This window comes from Shewanella acanthi (assembly GCF_019457475.1).
In the GTDB taxonomy this organism is placed as follows: Bacteria; Pseudomonadota; Gammaproteobacteria; order Enterobacterales; family Shewanellaceae; genus Shewanella; species Shewanella acanthi.
In genome coordinates this window covers 1,298,007-1,316,642 of sequence record NZ_CP080413.1, presented here as the reverse complement: position 1 = coordinate 1,316,642, position 18,636 = coordinate 1,298,007, and the positions used below count along the sequence as shown (strand labels likewise).

The window sequence follows — 18,636 nt, the reverse complement described above, 5'->3', positions numbered from 1 at the left end:
TTTAAGATAGCGTGAGAACATAACAACTCTGCAAATTGAGTTGTTTTGTTTTGCTTTTTTAGGTGTTTTTGCATGACCTTTACCAACCAAATTACCGCCGTTGCTACCTGCCGCACCCCCTACAAACAAAAGTTTGGCATCCCAAGACAACCCGGCCTTGTTGAGGCGCGCGGCTATGTGGAGCTTGAGCCCCATGTGAATCATATCGACGCGGTGCGCGGCATTGAGCAATATTCCCACCTTTGGTTGTTATTTTGTTTCCACGAGAACCTCGCCCAGGGCTGGAAAACCACGGTTCGTCCGCCTCGCCTTGGCGGCAATGAAAAACTCGGCGTCTTTGCAACCCGCTCGACCTTTAGACCCAATGGCATTGGTCAGTCGGTGGTGAAACTCCATGGCGTTGTGCAGCGTAAGGGTAAAGTGTGTCTTGAGATCTCGGGCATGGATTTAGTCGACGGCACCCCGATTATCGACATCAAACCCTATATCCCCTTCTCAGATTCGATTGAAGGCGCTATCGGCGGTATCGCGCAAGATGCACCAAAGCTTATTACAGTAGAATTTTCAGAGCAGGCCAGCGCGCAAATTGACAGCTATAGCAAGCAAGAAGCCTATACCGACTTGGCCGTGCTTATCCACGGCGTGCTAGGCCAAGATCCGCGCCCCGCCTATAAAAAAGCCAAGGATGACCCAAAGCTTTATCAGGTAGCGCTGTACGATTTAGACATCTTCTGGAAGATGGCGGTCGATAGCGATGAGCGGGAATATATTCAGGTGCTTGAGCTAAAACCTGGGAAATGTGCCTAATGGAAAAGCCGCAACCTATGCCGAGTTCAGGGCCTAGTTCTGGGACTAGAATAAAGACTGAACCAGAATCAACCGCTCCATCTAAACCAGATTACCAAAGCCAACATAAAAAGCGGCTTTCATGGATGCCTTGGCTGTATTTCTCATTAAAGGATAGACATTTAGTCTGGGCTAAACCTTGGCAGGAAGAAGTGCAGGCCAATATCCGCGCGCTCGAAACCGTGACGATTGGCGATAATTGCTTTATCGCGCCCGAGGCACAGTTATTTGCCGAGCCGAATCGTGATATCAAAATCGGTAATAACTGCATGATCGCAGCCGAGTGTTTTTTGCATGGCCCAATTACCCTTGGCAATGAAGTCGCCATTAACCACGGCTGCTCCTTCGATGGCGGCAGAGTGGGTATTCACATCGGCTCCCAAACCCGCATCGCCAACCATGTAACGATTTATGCCTTCAACCATGGCATGGCACCCAATACCCCGATTTACCAACAAGCCTCCCACTCTAAAGGCATAGTGATAGGTAAGGACGTGTGGATTGGTGCACAAGCGGGGATTGTCGATGGTGTCACCATTGGCGACCATGCCATTGTCGGCATGGGCTGTATTGTCACTAAGGACGTACCCGCTTGGGCCATCGTTGCCGGAAACCCGGCGCGGATGATTGGCGACAGACGAGATAAGTAAGTTAAAGCACTCCTCTAGAGGATTTTGTTAAAAAATTGCTATTTGAGCACCAGCTGGTTGAATTTAGCCTAAATCCATAGGTGACATCACAGGTTCAGGTGATAAAATGGCGCCCATTCAACTCAAATTTGGACATCGGTAATGCGCGTTAGCAAATACCTACTTTCTACTCAAAAAGAAACTCCTGCCAACGCAGAAGTGATCAGTCATCAATTAATGCTACGTGCAGGTATGATCCGCCGTAACGCCTCGGGCCTCTATAGCTACCTGCCCACGGGCCTGCGCGTATTGCGTAAAGTCGAAGCCATCGTTCGTGAAGAAATGAACAAAGCTGGCGCGATTGAAATCCTAATGCCTATGGTTCAACCGGCTGATTTGTGGGTAGAAACGGGTCGCTGGGACAAATTTGGCCCAGAATTACTGCGTTTTAAAGACCGCCACAACCGTGACTTCGTACTGGGCCCAACCCACGAAGAAGTGATCACTGACTTAGTGCGTAAAGAAGTCAGCTCTTACAAGCAGTTACCGCTGAACCTATATCAAATCCAAACCAAATTCCGCGACGAAGTTCGCCCACGTTTTGGCGTAATGCGCTCGCGTGAATTCCTGATGAAAGATGCTTACTCTTTCCATTTGGACGTTGATACCATGAATGAAACCTATGAGGCCATGTATCAAGCCTATAGCAACATTCTGTCGCGTATGGGTCTAGCCTTCCGCCCAGTATTAGCTGACACAGGCTCTATCGGTGGCAGCATGTCACACGAGTTCCACGTTCTGGCGCAAAGCGGTGAAGACTTAATTGCCTACTCTACTGGCAGCGACTATGCGGCCAACATCGAGAAAGCCGAATCACCAATGCCAACCGAAACGCGCGGCGCGGCAACTGAAGAGTTACGTTTAGTCGATACCCCTAATGCCAAAACCATTGCTGAGTTAGTTGAGCAATTTGGTATTGCGATCACTAAAACGGTCAAAACCCTGATTGTTAAAGGTGCAACTGAAGAAGCACCACTGGTTGCGCTGATTGTACGCGGCGACCATGAACTGAACGAAATCAAGGCTGACAAGTTAGATTTAGTGGCATCACCGTTAGAATTTGCCACCGATGCGCAAATTCGTGACGCCGTTGGCGCGGGCCCAGGTTCATTAGGGCCAGTGGGCCTTAACATGCCAATCATCATCGATCACAGCGTCGGCGTGATGAGCGATTTTGCAGCCGGAGCAAACCAAGATGACAAACACTTATTTGGTATCAACTGGGAACGTGACCTGCCACTCGCGCAAGCTGCCGACATCCGTAATGTCGTTGAAGGCGAGCCTACACCAGATGGTCTTGGCACCTATGCGATGGCGCGCGGTATCGAGGTCGGTCATATCTTCCAACTGGGTACTAACTACTCTAAGTCGATGAACGCGACAGTACTTGATGAAAACGGTAAATCGCAAGTGCTGCTGATGGGCTGTTACGGTGTGGGCGTGAGCCGTATCGTTGCTGCTGCCATTGAGCAAAACTTCGATGACCGTGGCATCATTTGGCCAGAAGCGATTGCGCCATTTAGCGTCGGCATTCTGCCAATGAACATGCACAAGTCACACCGCGTGACCGATATCGCCGAGCAATTATACAAAGACTTAAGCGATGCAGGTATCGATGTGCTGCTGGATGACCGTAAAGAGCGCCCTGGCGTGATGTTTGCTGATATGGAACTGATTGGTATCCCACATACTGTGGTGATTGGCGATCGCAATATCGATGCCGGCGTGTTCGAGTATAAGAACCGTCGCACTGGCGAGAAACAAGATATCCCATTCGATCAAATCGTGGACTTCTTAAAAAACCTCGCGGGTTAATCAAACCCATCGCCTCGCCAAGAGGTAAAACTAAAACGCACTTAAGTTCTGCTTAGGTGCGTTTTTTTATGTGCTGATTTAGCCTTTATAATACACTTATTCTACTGCAATCCGTGAATGGTCATAAAAACTAACGGCGTTGCTACTTATCTCCACTTTCCTTCTTGCTAAACATTTCTAAAAACAACTAAATTTCATTAAGATAACAACTCCGACTTGCCTTTTTATGCTTGGCATTGCTTTAATAAAATCATAATAACAAGACAAGTGAGGCATAGAATGCCAACATCCACGGCGTTAGTCCTCGGCGGTGGCGGAGCCCGAGCAGCATATCAAGTGGGCGTGCTTAAGGCGCTGGTACAACTATACCCGCGAAACCATGGCATTCCCTTTAGGATTATTTGTGGCACCTCAGCAGGTGCCATCAACGGCACCTCAATCGCCACCCATGCCTCCTGTTTTCACCTTGGGGTACGTAAGCTCGAATGGGTGTGGCGCCATTTCGAAACCCGCAAGGTGTATCGCTCATCCATTCCTGGTGTACTTAAACATTTGAGTCGGATGGCACTTAAAGGAATGCAGGATGATAAGGTCAATACCGACGCAGGTAGTCTGCTCGATAACGAGCCGCTACGGCATTTATTGAATGAACTTATCGACTTCAAGCGCATTGACCGCAATATTCGTAATGGCGCACTTACAGCGCTAAGCGTCGATGCATCTTGTTATAACAATTCCCGCTCAGTCACCTTTTTTCAAGCTGCAAGGGAAATTGAAAACTGGACAAGGGCGAGACGATGCGGCGAGCGGCGGATGCTCAATACTGAGCATCTGTTAGCCAGCTCCGCAATTCCCATGGTGTTTCCATCAATCAAACTCAATCAGGCATACTATGGCGATGGCTCTGTCCATCAACTAGCACCGCTTTCAAGCCCGATCCATTTAGGCGCTAATAAGTTATTAGTGATTAACCTCGATAGCCCTCACAAACACTTCCCGATGGAGCTCGAGTACCACCCCAAAACCGCCACCATAGCAGGTCACCTATTAGATACTATTTTTTCAGATACCCTAAATAGCGACCTAGAAAGACTCGAACGTGTAAACCACACCCTAAGCCTTATTCCAGAAGAAAGCCGTGCACAAATGAGTTTGCAGCCGATAAAAACCTTGGTCATTAAACCCAGTGAAGACTTAAGCAAAATTGCCGCCCGCTATTACGATGATATGCCCTGGGCAATTAAAACCCTGTTGGGCTTTATCGGTATCGATAGGCAATCGGACTCCAGTATTGTGTCCTATCTGCTATTTGAAAAATCCTATACCAGTGCGTTAATCGATTTAGGTTACAAAGATGGCATGGCACAACTTAATGAGTTAAAAGCGTTTTTCAACCTAAGCGAGTAGGTTGTTATGCCAGACAACACCCAACCATCCAGCCCCTGTGAATTTGAACTATGTTACCAAAGCGACTATAAATTGAAGGGGTTTATAAAAACATTACATAAAATACATAATTTTAGCGCGGCTTCAGAACTGACTAGACAGTCATAATTTCTTTACCCGACAGCATTCAGATAATTCAGTTATAAAACGAAATACATGATATAACTGCACCCTATTTGTTAATAAATTAAAAATCATTCCGGAAGGGAAGCAAGATGAAAAAATCAGCATTAGCACTCATGATTAGCTTGGCAGCACTAGGTTCTATGTCAGCCCAAGCAAGCATTAATCCACCAGAAACCGTTGCAACGCCAGAACCGACAATGGCAGTTGAACCACCAGCACCACCAGAGGCTCCGCAGCCACCGATTGTTGAAGAAACGTCAGTTGAAGAGATGAGCAACGCGAACAGCGCCGATGCGACTGTAAATGAGCCAAGTTCCACGCCAGCCGAACCAGCGCCTACGACAGAAACCTATACAACAACGAGTGGAATTACAACTGGCGGCAGTGCATCGGGAGGCTCAACGGGTTCCATCATCATCGTTGGTGTAGTAACGACTGCAGCTGTAGTCGGCGGCATCGCTGCGGCGGCAAATGGCGGAGGTGACTCTCCTTCGTCACCGAGTACGACTGCAACTGCTGTAGGGAACTAATATTGCTACATGGCGCCATTAGTTAAAATGGCGCGATTTCATTCATAAAAATATCACGCTGCCTTGCGTAATATGTGGTGTAAGAACCATTTTTAGTTCGTAGAGTTTAATTAAATTGTAAAGTGTTCATTCACTGGCAAACCCTATCAACATGTTACAAGCTTAAAACACAAATGAATCAAGGTTGATAACGTAAACGCTATTTAAATTAAATCATTGCAATATTACGTTTCGCATTTGAAGAAAAAAGTAGTAACTGCTATAAATTGACTGATGGTTTTCCATTTTACATGTTTCTGAATAAACATAGTTAAGGGATAAATCAGTGGCAGCTAAGCGGAAAATCAGTCATAAGTCTGAGGATGATCTCGGATTTCACATTGAAAAACTCAATGGAATCAATTATCATGCCGTACTAGATTAGCTAAAATTTGTAAATTTTTTCTAAAAGGGAATCACGATGAAAAAAACTTCTTTAGCACTTATCGCTGCTATGTCAATGTTAGGTTCTGTTGCAGTTCAAGCTGATGATAACGCAGGTAAAGCCTCAGGTTCAGGCTCAGGTGCAGGTGCAGCTGGTGCAATTACTGCAGGTGGTGTAGGTGTTGTTGCAGTTGGTGCTGGTATTGCTGCATCAAGCAGCGGTGGTGACGGCACTCCTCTGACTGTTGGAAGCGTGACAGCCACTACTTTTTAAGTTGACAATTGAATTTAAAACAACCGCCTTATGGCGGTTGTTTTTTTAGTTTTGTTTTTTGATTTCGCCATGGTTTCCCTTGAATTCACACCAATATCTCTTTAGATTGGCTAGTGAACAAACTCAACATAAGCAACTCGGATGCGTAAGATTATCAGATTATTCCCACTCATCGGCCTTTCGGCATTACTATTGAGCATTTCTGGCTGTAGCCAACGGATTAGCGCCTTAAACGACACTATTGCCCTCGCCTATTATGGTAATCCAGATATCGTATTAACTCCTGAGCAAATAAAAGCCAATCCCTACGCCAGTATTTACGCCAAAATTGAAGGTGCTTCTCAGGTATTTATCACGTTGGCATTTGCTGAGCCTAAAACTTATCTAAACTCAACTCCGACTCAATCAGCCCCATTAGAGCTGAAATGGTTGTCAGCTGATAAAGCCATGCTTGTGACGATTAATGGCCGCTTAGTTAAAACCCACAAATTGGTCCAAGGCAATCTAGTGTCTGTGGAAAGTACCGAACCAGATCCAATTCTTCTTGGTTTGCACTTAAATAACACACCCAAACAATGGACTCGAACCATAGATTGGCAGCCAGGTTACCATTATGGCTATACGCTTAATTCGCAATTCAAATTAGTGGCTGAAGAAGTAGTGATGATTAATGAGTCACCCAAGACAACACTGCACTACAGTGAATTTGTTTCTGTCGATTCATTGAATATCCAATATCAAAATGAGTTTTGGGTAGACCCGAAAAATGGTCGTGTGATTAAAAGCTGGCAAAAAATAGCGCCAAACTTGCCTTATATCGAAATGATACTGCTGAAACCCTTTGCATCTTAAATGGAACCTTTATGAAGCCGTATTTTTTGCTTTCAACAATTCTTGCAGGTGCATTATTTCAGCCGTTAGCCTTCGCGCAAACCCAATTGGTTGTTAGCACCTCTGCTGAACAAGCCCCATTATTTCAATTAAGTTATCCTACTCCTATACGTGTTCAACAGGCTGTTCAGGAAGGCATCGTGCAATTGCCTAACTATAATCCTGCGAAGACCAAGCCTCAGCCAATCTACTGGTTAGGCGCTGCGCTTTGGGATATGCAAGATACGCAAGAGCTAGAAACAAAGCGAAAGGAAATTCTAGATTCACTGTCGCAAATGCAATCAGACTCGACCGAAAGTGAGTATGTACATAAGCTCGGTCAATTCAGTGAGTATATACGCCAACTCAAGCTAGGTAAGCGTATTATGCAACCGTTGGATATTGATCTGATAAGGATTAACGAAGCACTGAATCCATTGATAGAAGGGCAATATCAGCTCATTCTTCCCCCACGTCCAAACACTATTACTGTTCTAGGCGCCGTTAACGGTATAAGTCAGCAACCTTGGCAAGTCACAACGAAAAGCCAAGATTATCTCGATAAGGTCAATTTACTCGATAACGCCGAAAATAGTTATGTATGGTTGATTCAACCCAATGGGGAGGCAATAAAACAGCCTATAGCCTATTGGAATCACCGAGCACAGGATATAGCTCCTGGGGCTTTATTGTATGTTGAGTTTTCCAGTCCATTTAATGGATTTGCGACGTTAAACGACAACATTGTTGAATTACTCAAAAATCGAGCGCTGTGATGAAGAAGTCAATTGCTGTTTTTCCACATTTTGGACGTTTATCCGCCCTTTCATTGGCGCTTTTCCCACTGCTCTATGCCTCTGCCGATGAATTAGCCTACCCGCAACTTTTACCCTCACAGTCAGATTTTGGTGGCGTAGGCTTAATGCAAATGCCGACAGGACGGATGGCGCCTGAAGGCGAATTTAATTTTGCCACCCAATATAACGATGAATACCAGCATTTTAGTGCTTCAGTGCAGCTATTCCCTTGGTTTGAAAGTACTGTTCGTTATACCCAAGTGCAAGATTTACTCTACAGTAATGACCCCAATTTTAGCGGTAAAACCAAGTACACCGACAAGGGCATCGATTTTAAAATTCGCCTAATCGAGGAGAGCTTCTGGCTTCCGGAAACCTCCATTGGCGTGCGTGACTTTGGTGGCACAGGGCTATTTGATGGCGAATTTATCGCTGCAACTAAACGTGTTGGCCCTTTAGATTTTACCCTTGGCGTTGGTTGGGGTTATATTGGCAACAGTGGCAATCTGACCTCCGATAATAAAGATTTAAGCGATAATTGTGATCGTGACAATTCATGGGGAGGAAAAGGTGGCACGGTTGATTATCAGCGATGGTTTAAGGGCTGTGCCGCCGTTTTTGGCGGTGTAGAGTACCAAACGCCATGGGAACCACTACGATTTAAAATCGAGTATGATGGTAACGACTATAAGTCGGACTTTCCAACTACATTTGGCGATATTGCTATGCCGCAGGACAGCAAGTTTAACTTTGGCGCCCTCTATCGCTATGAAGACTGGGCAGATCTACATTTAAGCTACGAGCGCGGTAATACCCTGACCTTAGGTATTAGCCTGCAGATGAACTTTAATACCTTAAATCAGATTAAAACCGATCCTGAATCCAGTGAATACAAGCCGTTAGCGGCAGTTTCAATGACAAAACCTTTGTCACAGCCCGTTACTGATACCGCGCCGGCAGTGGCTACAGTCAAATCTGAGAATACGGTTGCTAAACTAAAAACATCCTCTCCTGCGACCACGGCAATCATCTCAAACATCCCAAATGTTGATTGGGATAAAGTCGCTTTAGAACTAGAAACCATTGCGGGTTATTACAATCCTAAAATCTATCTCGCGTCAGATAGCATTATCTTAGTTGGTGAACAAACTAAGTTTCGAAACAGAAATGAAGCTCTGCAACGCGCAGCAACAATACTGGCGAATAACACCGATGCTTCACGTATCATAGAATACCGAGTCATCGAAACCAGCAACAGGCAAGCGATAACAGAAACCCACATAGACTCTAAGCAATTCGCAAAAGTTGCCAGTTATGGCTACGTTGATGCAAAAATGGCCGATGCTACCACTCTAAGTGTTCCAACGATTCCTCAAGGACAACTTGTCTATCAAAAAGAACAAAGTTGGGATGACAGCTTTAGTTTTGATATCGCCCCAACATTAGTGCAATCATTTGGTGGTAGCGAAGGCTTTTACATGTTCAATATCGGCATGACAGCTTCTGCCCGTTATCGCTTTAGCGATCACTTAGACCTATCAAGTTCTGTTTACCTAAATCTTTACGACAATTACGATAAATTTCTATATAACGTCCCCCCAGACGGCACCGATTTAAAGCGGGTACGAACACTCATTCGCGAATATATCCATGATCACCCTGTCAGACTCAACAATTTGCAACTGACTTGGATGGATAACTTAAACGACAATATTTATTACCAAGCCTATGGCGGTTATTTAGAGATGATGTTTGCCGGTGTCGGTAGCGAGTTTCTATACCGACCAATGAATAGCCAGTGGGCATTTGGTGTCGATGTTAACTATGTTAAACAGCGCGATCCGGACAGCATGTTTGGTATCTACCAAGATGAAAATCATTTTGACCCAATCACTGGCCGAGACTACCGTGTTCAAACTGGTACAATGACAGGCCATGCTACCGTTTATTACCAACCAGATTGGTTCCCTAATACCTTATTGAAAATTAGCGCGGGTCAATACCTGACAGAAGACAAAGGTGTTACTATCGACTTTTCGAAACAATTCGATAGTGGTGTCATTGTTGGCGCCTTTGCTAGCAAAACAGATTTATCGGCAGATGAGTTTGGTGAAGGCAGCTTTACCAAAGGTTTCTATATCTCAATCCCCTACGATTTGATGACCGTTAAGTCTACTCATAGCAGGGCGAACTTCGGTTGGTTGCCATTAACCCGAGATGGGGGACAAATGCTTGGCCGTAAGTACAGCCTCTACGGTTTAACCGATGCAAGACAACCTTGGTTTACAAGAGAAAGTAGTTATAAATAACAAACTATAAATTAAGGGCTCGGTACTTTGTACCTCGCCCTTTTTTATTGATGTGACCCGATTTTAAGAACCTCAGAAAAGCATTATGGAGTGAACCTCGTTCAGTAGACATCATATGACTATATTTGGAGTCAATGATCGATTTCTCATTTATGGTCAACTGTCATCCTCAAGCAATTAACCTCCAAAGTGAAACAACTATCACTAACAGTAAATCCTGCAGTGAATGCGAGATGACTCGAATTTACCCGATACATATAAAGGAACCAACTTGTATACAGATTTTAGATTAATCCACTATCGGGACTGCCCAGATACCCCTTGGAAGAATGGTGGCGGTAGCACAAAACAATTATTCATCTCTCCTCAGTCGGCAGATCTTGAGAACTTTGACTACCGTATCAGTATCGCAAAGGTGTCAAGCAATGGACTGTTTTCGCGCTTTAAAGACGTCGATAGAAAACTGTCCATTCTGGAAGGAAGCGGCTTAAGGCTAATAATTAAGGATGAAGAGGGGCAAGTAATCGATAGCCAATTATTAGCACCTAAGGGAAACGTTTTTGCTTTCGATGGCGAAAACAATATCACGAGTGAGCTAATAGGCGCCTTCGTTTTAGACTTTAACGTGATGACAAGAAGGGGAAAGTACCATTCAGAGGTCGATCAATTAACAAATGCCAGTCAGGCTACAATAGGTGAAGTACTTTGGACTGCATGTAGACGAACTGGATATACACTCGCACATGAGTTACTGTTAACCCTAGAGCCAATTACTGTATTTGTTAATGATATCGAAATCCAGCTTGAAGCCTATGATCTATTGATATTCACGAAAGAAGCTAGAATCACTTTAAAAAATAATCAAAAATTTAATGGGCTTATCATTAAATTATCGAATAATATCAATTAATAAATTAAAGGCTAGAAATGTTCATTTCTAGCCTTTATAACTCCTTCCACAACCAATCAATAGTCAACAATTGAATAATTTAGGTTTTTCTTACCCAAGTCAAAATTTGCCAAATATTAGCCAAAGCCCAGTTGTAAATAGCAAAAATTGCCAAAAATCCCACAAACATGATCCACTCGGCTACCTGTAAAATTTCTGCTGTTACCCCAATCATGGCCAACACAACAGCAGCACAAGAAATGGCAACCAAAGTCTGCTTACGGTTATATCCCGCACGCTCGAAGATATGGTGTAAGTGATCACGGTCAGGTTTAAAAGGAGACATCCCTTTTTTGATGCGACGATACATAATTGCCGCCATATCCATCAGCGGAATTGCAATAAGATACAAGGCTGTAACTGGTGAAAACACCATTTCACCACTGATATAATTACTTGCAGGTTGGGTGCCCAGTACCAGTAACCAAACAACGGTTAAACCAATCAGCATACTGCCCGCATCACCCATAAAAATTTTTTCAATCGACGGGAATGGCCAACGAAGATTAAACAGTAGATAACCGATAATTGCCCCGATAAACAGTAAGGGCAGCATAAACCAACTATTCCCCGCAAAATAAAATAGAACTGTTAAAGCACCAAAGGTGACTAAGCTCAGCATGCCCGCTAACCCATCGATACCATCCACCATATTGAAGGCATTAATCGCTCCAATAACTGCTAAAACAGTAACAAAAACACCTATATAACCGAGTTTTAACTCAAAAAAATACAATATATTGCCGAATGTATTGAGATAGAGCCCTGCACCGAAAATCAGTATCGAAGCGGTAAGTACCTGAGCTGTCATACGCACCCGTACTGACAGATCATACTTGTCATCCAATACACCTAAGAAAAGAATAAAAGCTGCAGAAATAAGATAAAGATTAAACACTTGGCTTTGCTCTATCGCTATGCTTGAAACTGTTAACACACTGCAATAAATTGCAACGCCACCGATCAATGGAATTGCTCCGACATGGAGCTTACGCTCGTTAGGGACATCAACTAACCCAACTCGCTGGGCTAAGGGATTCAACACAAGAATTGTTATACAAGTCAAACCAAACGCAGTTAAAAACGGCAATAAATATTCCATAAACACTCTTCCTTAAGGCTAATACAGAATTTGAAATAACCCTTTACGCATACTGTGTTGAGCTAATGTCATATCAGTATAGCAGCGCTTATTGACAATGAAGTGTCAAAATATTTTCAAATAAAAGCCAGTTTAACCCCATGCTGGACCAGTTCGTTTGTTAACAAACAAGTCCAACTGCTTCATTCTACGAATTAACACGGTTTATGGAATCAACTGAATGTATGATAAACACATTTAAGGGTGCTAATTAATCTCAGTGGCGGATAACTCATGGAGATAAATGAGGACTTACATAAGAGGCAAAGCAGAACAATGATAGATAGTGCAAAAGGCCAGATACCGTATCTTGAGATTTAACGATATCTGACCATCAGTAGAGCTTATTGACGGGATTCTAGTTCTACAACCTCAATCCGCTTCTCGGCGGTAGGCTGCGCCACAGATAAATTACGTTTAAAGTAAGAAGTGATCCGCCAGATATTATTTAACAACAAAAAATAAATAAAAAACATCAACAAAAATGCCAAAAACATGATGTTCTCATTGACTTTATAGACTTCTGATACGATTCCGATACCCGCTATTATCATCGCTATAGTGCAAATCAGTAACAAAGAAGCACGTGACGATAGACCTACACGCTGACAAATGTGATGTAAATGTTCGCGATCTGGCTTAAATGGCGATTGTCCTTTGCGAATACGGCGGATCATAATGCAAGCCATATCCATCAAGGGTAAAGCAATTAACCACAGTGCTGTGACAGGTCGAATCGCAGTAGCATGCTCTCCCTGGCTTCCAACAACTAGTAACCAAATTACGGTAAAACCGATAAAGATGCTGCCCGCATCGCCCATAAATACTTTGAAACGTTTGCCGAATGGAAATCCTAGGTTGAGCATGATGTAAGGCAGCATAGCAACAACGAGCAGCACACAGAACGAAGCGAAGTTATGCATCCCGTACCAATAAAAAAGCAAGCCTAAGCCCGCAAAAGTAACTGAGGCTAATCCACCTAATAAACCGTCAATACCATCAACCATATTAAAGGCATTAATCGCACCGATCACGGCAATAACCGTTAGGCAATAACTCGCGATTTCAGGGATCCGAATTTCATCGCTTCCCATTAAATAGCCTAGATTGTGCAAACTACGTTCGCCTATCAGGATCATCCCAATAGACACTGCCGCTTGAATAAACAGTCTGAGTTTAAAACTAATGTCATAACGGTCATCAATAACCCCTACAATGACCAAAATTAAAGAACAGCAAACATACAACTGGGGTTCGAGCAGTAATTCTGGATTAAAAAATAGTGTCAACGCAATAGTAGTAAAAACTGAAACACCACCAACCAAAGGAATTTGACCTACATGTAACTTGCGATCATTCGGTTTATCAACCAAACCTACTTTCGGAGCACAAAGCCGAAATAAGAACAAGCTAACTAATGAGGCAAAAAAAACACTTAAAATAATCATTCCAGTCAACATAAAACCACTCAAAAAATGTAATCACTGTAACTGAATTCGCTTTAAAAATGACAAATATCTTTTAAAAAAACAAATAGATACACTCGCCAAATGCTCGAATTCCATTTCGTATATCAATTCAAAATTTATAACTTAATTCTTTATAAAACAGTTTTTAGTAACAAACCATGACACTCCAAAATCACGTTTCTGCTTTCCAATATTACTCTCAATGCCATTTTTAGAGCACTTATCAACTTAATAATATCGAGATGAAACCTTGATGCTGCGCAAAATAAACCCAGTACCATTATATTTACTCATAATACAATAAAAACAGTTTAATTTAACCTTTTTCAAAATCAGTCATACCCGACATTGCCACAAGTGCAGGTTTTATGAACAGGGGCTTTAAAAAACAACTGATAAATAACATAAAAAAAACAAAAAAACATTAAAGCAACATACTCAGATGTTTAATTAAGTACCCAAATTATTTCTTAATTTATAGATAACGTATATCTTGAGAAATCACGTATGACGTGTTTGCTCTATTTATATTCACTAGTTGCACAACATCAAGAGCAGCAAATGATTTCAAGTAATCAAATTTCAGCATCCAATAGACAAAAAAACTCTGGTGGTGTGTATCCTGATGCCGACACACATGCTGTAACTTTTGCTATTTTTTTAAGTAAACTCGCCAGAGTTCCATCGACATATCAGTCTGAGATAACACTCACAGGACTCGTGCTCTGGCTCACCGGTAAACTAGGATGTATCGAGCGCCAGCACGATATCCCGCTGTTTTTCCGAGTATCAGGCGCGCTCGATTGCGTTAAAAATGCGCTGCGAACAATCGATGATGGCAGTGAATCGTGGGGGGAATTAGCTTCACCATATCAACTAGCTGGACAAACTCGCTACCTTTGGCAACCACTTCCTGCCCACCTCAATCGACTATTACAACCAAGTATCAGTAAATTGCGCTACAACACGCCAGCTTTAAATGAAGAAGCAAGAGCTATTTTATTTAATCTGCTATCACAACCGTGGAAGACTCCTGACTCACTGACACAGCACTCACGCGAACGAAAAGATGCATTTTTTGATTACTTCAACGATTGCGCGCTCGTTGATAACACATTAACGGCAACAGTTAGAATGCAACTGATATTGGATAAGTCACTGCATCACCGCCATGCAAGCCACTATCAACAAATGGATAGCGATCAAATCCGTTATCGAATTTTCGAAGCTCGCAACCGCTATTTATCTAGGATCATTGATGCCGCTAGAAAAATTAATTTGCATAAAAAATTTGACAGCTATAGCCATGACTTTTCTAGAAATATCATTTTTGAATCTCCTAAGCTTGCAAAATATCTATCTACTCCAGGTCGAATTTGTCAGTATCAGATGGATACATCTAACCACCAGAAAAAGTTGGTTCCATGCGAAACAATCAACATTAGACGTAAGCGCTTTTTAGATGAAAATGAGGTTTGCCAATTTTTATTAAGATTGGATCAACACGTAAAATTACTTCAGCCGAAAGGGGGACTTATAGCGAGCAACGGGCAGCAAGATAGCTCTGCGTGGTTAACATATTACAATGCAGCTACTAGTCGCATCGCACTCTTATTTGTATTACTGACAGGTGCAAGACCTACCCATTCGATTAGCATCGAGTGGAGGTACTACTCGTATAGTGATTCCGCATTTATCAAAGATAAGGGCAAATTGCGATGCATCTATCTTGCAGACTACCTACAGCAAGAAATAAAAAATTACTTAACACTTCAATTTAAGCTAATACAACAGCTCCCCAAAGTTAAGCAAGGGGATGTTATTTGGTTTTACTTAAATGAGTTAGGGGAACACTCCCATTTATCAAATCGCTCCTTACGCCAATTTATGAATGAGGTTTGGCCCGGCGTTGTCCCCTATCAATTAAGACACTTCTTTGCTCAATGCGCGATTACTACGCCATCAACCAGCCGCTTACATGACAATGATATAGACCGTTTAATGGGTCACTCAATTGTTGGGGAACATCTGGGCGCAGATAACCAGTTTCCAGCAACTACTAGCAAGTTGAAATCTTATTTAAATTCTTTGCCTGTCCGTTTGGGTCTGAAAGAGATGCGCTATGTCTGATTGCAAAATCAACGACTTAAAAATCAAGGAAGAAGCTCAGAAAATTCAGCAATTTTTTGAATGGCAAAGTATCCCTTGTGCACCAATCGAAGATTTTGCTTGGGTATTACAGCACTGGCCCAGTTATTTCACCAAAGAAAGAAAACTTAGCGACGAGCAAATTAAAGAAGCCAAGGGCAAAATTGGTCAAGTACCTACGGGAAAACAGAAACTCTATCGGCAAGCATTAAATGAAATTCTTCAATACCTTGCAGATAGTTGCAATTGGGAGTTGCCAGAACAAGTCCAACAAAAACTGACAGACAAAGATCATCAATGGTTAGAAAAAATTGCGCCAGAACTGGGCAATGCATCTCGCCTATATCAATGTTACCAGAGTGAGAAAATCACATTCTATGAAAAGCGCAACTCAATGTCAGTTGCCTTTATCACGCTCGCGATTGCATTTGAGATCGCACCACTGAATTTAGCGCATATCAGCCAAGTTCTGAACTGTTCCGATTCTATTGATTACAGCCAGGCAAAGCCAAGACTTAAAATCTGGCATTTAAAGCAAGATGAAGTTACCGCATATTTTACCCACTACTACCTATCGTTAGTAAGTGAACGTTTACTAAGTGATTACTATGCGCAACGTTCCTCAAAAGTGACAGAAGCGCAATTACTTGAAGCGTTAAATCAATTTGCAGCGCAAAACAATTTACCTGCAGCCATACGATTCCAATGGCAGCATCGATTTCAAATATTTTGGTTTGTTCACTATGCTATTCCACCCACATTTTTGAAAGACCTCTCGTATCCCGAACGTCATGTGGGATTCTCAAAACTAGCTGTTCCAATTATTTCAGGTGCGTCTGCGAACATTTACAATATCGATTGGGATTTAGAGTGGTTTACCCATCTTACTGCTGAACAGAATAAAAAGTATCGGCCACACAAAGAGTTGCTTTTAAAACAGCCTGCAAATAGCAACACATCAGCGTTTAAGCCATCTTGGGAAGCTGGAGATATACTGCCGAACATGCTCTATTTATACACGGAGCAACTACTCACATTGGGTGGCGTTAAAAAATCAAAATTAGCACTAAGTTCTATCGTCAAATACACCAGCTTTGAAAAGTTGCTTGAACAATACCCACTTCCTTACGTTGATGCGGTCCATGAAGACAGTCTGAACAATTGGGCGGTAAAGGTATTCAATGCTGCAGAGTCAGACTCTGCACAATTGATGATTTACTATTTTCTAAAATTCATAAGCGTTCAGGAGTTAACTGAATCACTGGATATTTCAGATTTTACTTACCCAACTAACCGGCCTACCGTCAGCGCATTCTGTTTAGCGATGTCAGAGTTCGAAGTACTGATCTCACTGCTAGTAGATAGTCCAACTGACAACCCATTTCGCAGTTTATTTGCAGTCACCTCTGCGCTACTTGGGGTGTTTGGCATGCTACGCCGCGGTGAAATTCTACGATTACGCAATAAAGATGTTAGTTTTGACCCAAACACTCATCAACTGAGGCTTCAAGTCACTCACACAAAAGAAGGAAAAACTAAAAACGGTAAGTCTAGAACTGTTAATACCGTAATCCCCCACCAATACCGCAATTTTTTTAGCGTAATAAAACGATTAAAAGAACACTCTGCTGCTGACGACCCATTTATTGGGTTTGATAATGAACCTATACACTCCCGTCAGCTGTATTACTTGTTGCCAGTGACTCGAACCTTGAAAGCAATGTTTGGTAACGACGTTAACTTCCATCACTTGCGCCACAGTGGTGTGCACCTGTTTATGCAGCAAGCACTACATTTAGCATGTTACACATCAGAGCAATACCGAGCTGTTGATACTCAAAAACTAGAAGCTGAAGTCTTAAGCGATAAGGTGATTAATAGGCGCTTCGAATATTGGCTTGAAGGAAGGGAATTTTATCACGTAAACGATGGCATTTTATTAGATGAAGTATGTTCTCAAATCGGTCATGCCAGCTACGACACAACCCGTTGGTCGTACCTACATTCTCTCGAAACCTTGCTCCCTGTTCTGAGCCCATTTCATAATGTGAACACAAAACGAGAATTTACCCACAGCGAGTTACGCTATTTGCTAAAGCTCTCGGCAACGTCAAATGATTTATCAAGAGTGTTAAGCAAACACAGTCCCGAGTATGCGCAAAAAACACTCGATGAAAAACGCTCTCAAAAAATCAGAATTTCAGAGCATGAGTTAATCAACATTGTGTATAAACCCAAAATATCAGCCTTGCCTTCCCAACTGCTTCAGGCTACGGATGCAGTATACCGCCGTTGGAATAACGGCTTGATAAACAGTTCATCAACGCAACTCGGTTTTTATATAGGGCAAATGCTCAAACAAAAACACATTGATTTTGGCGCATTATCGCAAGTTTGGTCGCTCGGTTCTCAGCACCAGATGATGTCGTTGGAGAAAGGCCAGATAACCGCCCTGCGGTTTTTACCACCAGTGACACTCAATGCTGAAAATCAGTCTCTGTGCATAATGCTCGCGTGTAATGTCAAAAATGCCAAAGCGTTCACAAAAGTGTTCAGGCAAAGGGAATGGAATTGGCTAGCGTTCAGTTTCGAATTAACAATCAATCGGAAATTACGGAGCGACAGACAAGCGCAATTGCTTCGTGAAATATTTGCCAGAAAAAAAGAACCTATTAACATCAAAAAACAACCCACAGGGGACACACAACTGCTCATTCGCATGAAGCCCAAATTTGATACATCAACCAATATTCTTGAGTATGCTCAGCAATTTATTAATCAATTTCAGCAGTGTTAAAAGAGGG

At 42.7% G+C, this 18,636-nt stretch carries 14 protein-coding genes; 12 read left to right on the top strand and 2 right to left on the bottom strand.

The window, feature by feature from the left end; all coding sequences use genetic code 11:
• Positions 1-72 precede the first annotated feature (72 nt).
• From tsaA to K0H61_RS05880, 10 genes are all read left to right on the top strand, one after another.
• A complete protein-coding gene (gene tsaA, locus K0H61_RS05925; RefSeq protein WP_220051805.1) occupies positions 73-807 on the top strand; it encodes a tRNA (N6-threonylcarbamoyladenosine(37)-N6)-methyltransferase TrmO in 735 nt (244 codons plus the stop codon).
• A gap of 125 nt (positions 808-932) precedes the next feature.
• Positions 933-1,496 (top strand): acyltransferase, encoded by a 564-nt coding sequence (locus K0H61_RS05920; protein WP_258406017.1) that lies wholly within the window; start codon positions 933-935, stop codon positions 1,494-1,496.
• Between the two features lie 141 nt (positions 1,497-1,637).
• Positions 1,638-3,350, top strand: coding sequence for a proline--tRNA ligase (locus K0H61_RS05915; RefSeq protein WP_220051804.1), 1,713 nt, complete (start codon positions 1,638-1,640; stop codon positions 3,348-3,350).
• A gap of 279 nt (positions 3,351-3,629) precedes the next feature.
• Positions 3,630-4,757 carry a patatin-like phospholipase family protein gene (locus K0H61_RS05910; protein ID WP_220051803.1) on the top strand — a complete coding sequence of 376 codons (1,128 nt, stop codon included), beginning with the start codon at positions 3,630-3,632 and terminating at the stop codon, positions 4,755-4,757.
• 254 nt (positions 4,758-5,011) lie between these two features.
• The gene (locus tag K0H61_RS05905) at positions 5,012-5,452 is read left to right on the top strand and encodes a hypothetical protein (protein ID WP_220051802.1); all 441 of its coding nucleotides are present in this window, start codon (positions 5,012-5,014) and stop codon (positions 5,450-5,452) included.
• Positions 5,453-5,912: 460 nt separating this feature from the next.
• Positions 5,913-6,149 (top strand): hypothetical protein, encoded by a 237-nt coding sequence (locus tag K0H61_RS05900; RefSeq protein ID WP_220051801.1) that lies wholly within the window; start codon positions 5,913-5,915, stop codon positions 6,147-6,149.
• A gap of 141 nt (positions 6,150-6,290) precedes the next feature.
• Positions 6,291-7,001, top strand: coding sequence for a YjbF family lipoprotein (locus tag K0H61_RS05895; RefSeq protein ID WP_220051800.1), 711 nt, complete (start codon positions 6,291-6,293; stop codon positions 6,999-7,001).
• Between the two features lie 11 nt (positions 7,002-7,012).
• Complete coding sequence (locus tag K0H61_RS05890; RefSeq protein WP_220051799.1) at positions 7,013-7,795, top strand: capsule biosynthesis GfcC family protein; 783 nt, start codon at positions 7,013-7,015, stop codon at positions 7,793-7,795.
• Positions 7,795-10,125 (top strand): YjbH domain-containing protein, encoded by a 2,331-nt coding sequence (locus K0H61_RS05885; protein WP_220051798.1) that lies wholly within the window; start codon positions 7,795-7,797, stop codon positions 10,123-10,125. Before K0H61_RS05890 ends, K0H61_RS05885 begins: the two co-directional genes overlap by 1 nt.
• Before the next feature lie 271 nt (positions 10,126-10,396).
• A complete protein-coding gene (locus K0H61_RS05880) occupies positions 10,397-11,035 on the top strand; it encodes a HutD/Ves family protein (RefSeq protein WP_220051797.1) in 639 nt (212 codons plus the stop codon).
• 79 nt (positions 11,036-11,114) lie between these two features.
• Here the strand turns inward: K0H61_RS05880 and wecA (K0H61_RS05875) are convergent, their stop codons facing one another.
• Positions 11,115-12,176 (bottom strand): UDP-N-acetylglucosamine--undecaprenyl-phosphate N-acetylglucosaminephosphotransferase, encoded by a 1,062-nt coding sequence (wecA, locus tag K0H61_RS05875; protein ID WP_220051796.1) that lies wholly within the window; start codon positions 12,174-12,176, stop codon positions 11,115-11,117.
• Positions 12,177-12,559: 383 nt separating this feature from the next.
• Positions 12,560-13,675, bottom strand: a complete 1,116-nt coding sequence (wecA, locus tag K0H61_RS05870) for a UDP-N-acetylglucosamine--undecaprenyl-phosphate N-acetylglucosaminephosphotransferase (protein WP_220051795.1) — start codon at positions 13,673-13,675, stop codon at positions 12,560-12,562.
• A 570-nt stretch (positions 13,676-14,245) separates the two neighbouring features.
• On the opposite strand from wecA (K0H61_RS05870), the gene K0H61_RS05865 reads away from it, so the two are divergent.
• Together K0H61_RS05865 and K0H61_RS05860 are read left to right on the top strand one after the other, a co-directional pair.
• The gene (locus K0H61_RS05865; protein WP_220051794.1) at positions 14,246-15,814 is read left to right on the top strand and encodes a site-specific integrase; all 1,569 of its coding nucleotides are present in this window, start codon (positions 14,246-14,248) and stop codon (positions 15,812-15,814) included.
• The gene (locus K0H61_RS05860) at positions 15,807-18,629 is read left to right on the top strand and encodes a site-specific integrase (protein ID WP_220051793.1); all 2,823 of its coding nucleotides are present in this window, start codon (positions 15,807-15,809) and stop codon (positions 18,627-18,629) included. Before K0H61_RS05865 ends, K0H61_RS05860 begins: the two co-directional genes overlap by 8 nt.
• Positions 18,630-18,636 lie beyond the last annotated feature (7 nt).

Coding starts and splice junctions, on each gene's coding strand:
- K0H61_RS05920 (WP_258406017.1), top strand. CDS start 933: ATGCCTTGGCTGTATTTCTCATTAAAGGATAGACATTTAGTCTGGGCT.
- K0H61_RS05865 (WP_220051794.1), top strand. CDS start 14,246: ATGATTTCAAGTAATCAAATTTCAGCATCCAATAGACAAAAAAACTCT.
- tsaA (WP_220051805.1), top strand. CDS start 73: ATGACCTTTACCAACCAAATTACCGCCGTTGCTACCTGCCGCACCCCC.
- K0H61_RS05905 (WP_220051802.1), top strand. CDS start 5,012: ATGAAAAAATCAGCATTAGCACTCATGATTAGCTTGGCAGCACTAGGT.
- K0H61_RS05910 (WP_220051803.1), top strand. CDS start 3,630: ATGCCAACATCCACGGCGTTAGTCCTCGGCGGTGGCGGAGCCCGAGCA.
- K0H61_RS05895 (WP_220051800.1), top strand. CDS start 6,291: ATGCGTAAGATTATCAGATTATTCCCACTCATCGGCCTTTCGGCATTA.
- wecA (WP_220051796.1), bottom strand. CDS start 12,176: ATGGAATATTTATTGCCGTTTTTAACTGCGTTTGGTTTGACTTGTATA.
- wecA (WP_220051795.1), bottom strand. CDS start 13,675: ATGTTGACTGGAATGATTATTTTAAGTGTTTTTTTTGCCTCATTAGTT.
- K0H61_RS05900 (WP_220051801.1), top strand. CDS start 5,913: ATGAAAAAAACTTCTTTAGCACTTATCGCTGCTATGTCAATGTTAGGT.
- K0H61_RS05915 (WP_220051804.1), top strand. CDS start 1,638: ATGCGCGTTAGCAAATACCTACTTTCTACTCAAAAAGAAACTCCTGCC.
- K0H61_RS05860 (WP_220051793.1), top strand. CDS start 15,807: ATGTCTGATTGCAAAATCAACGACTTAAAAATCAAGGAAGAAGCTCAG.
- K0H61_RS05885 (WP_220051798.1), top strand. CDS start 7,795: ATGAAGAAGTCAATTGCTGTTTTTCCACATTTTGGACGTTTATCCGCC.
- K0H61_RS05890 (WP_220051799.1), top strand. CDS start 7,013: ATGAAGCCGTATTTTTTGCTTTCAACAATTCTTGCAGGTGCATTATTT.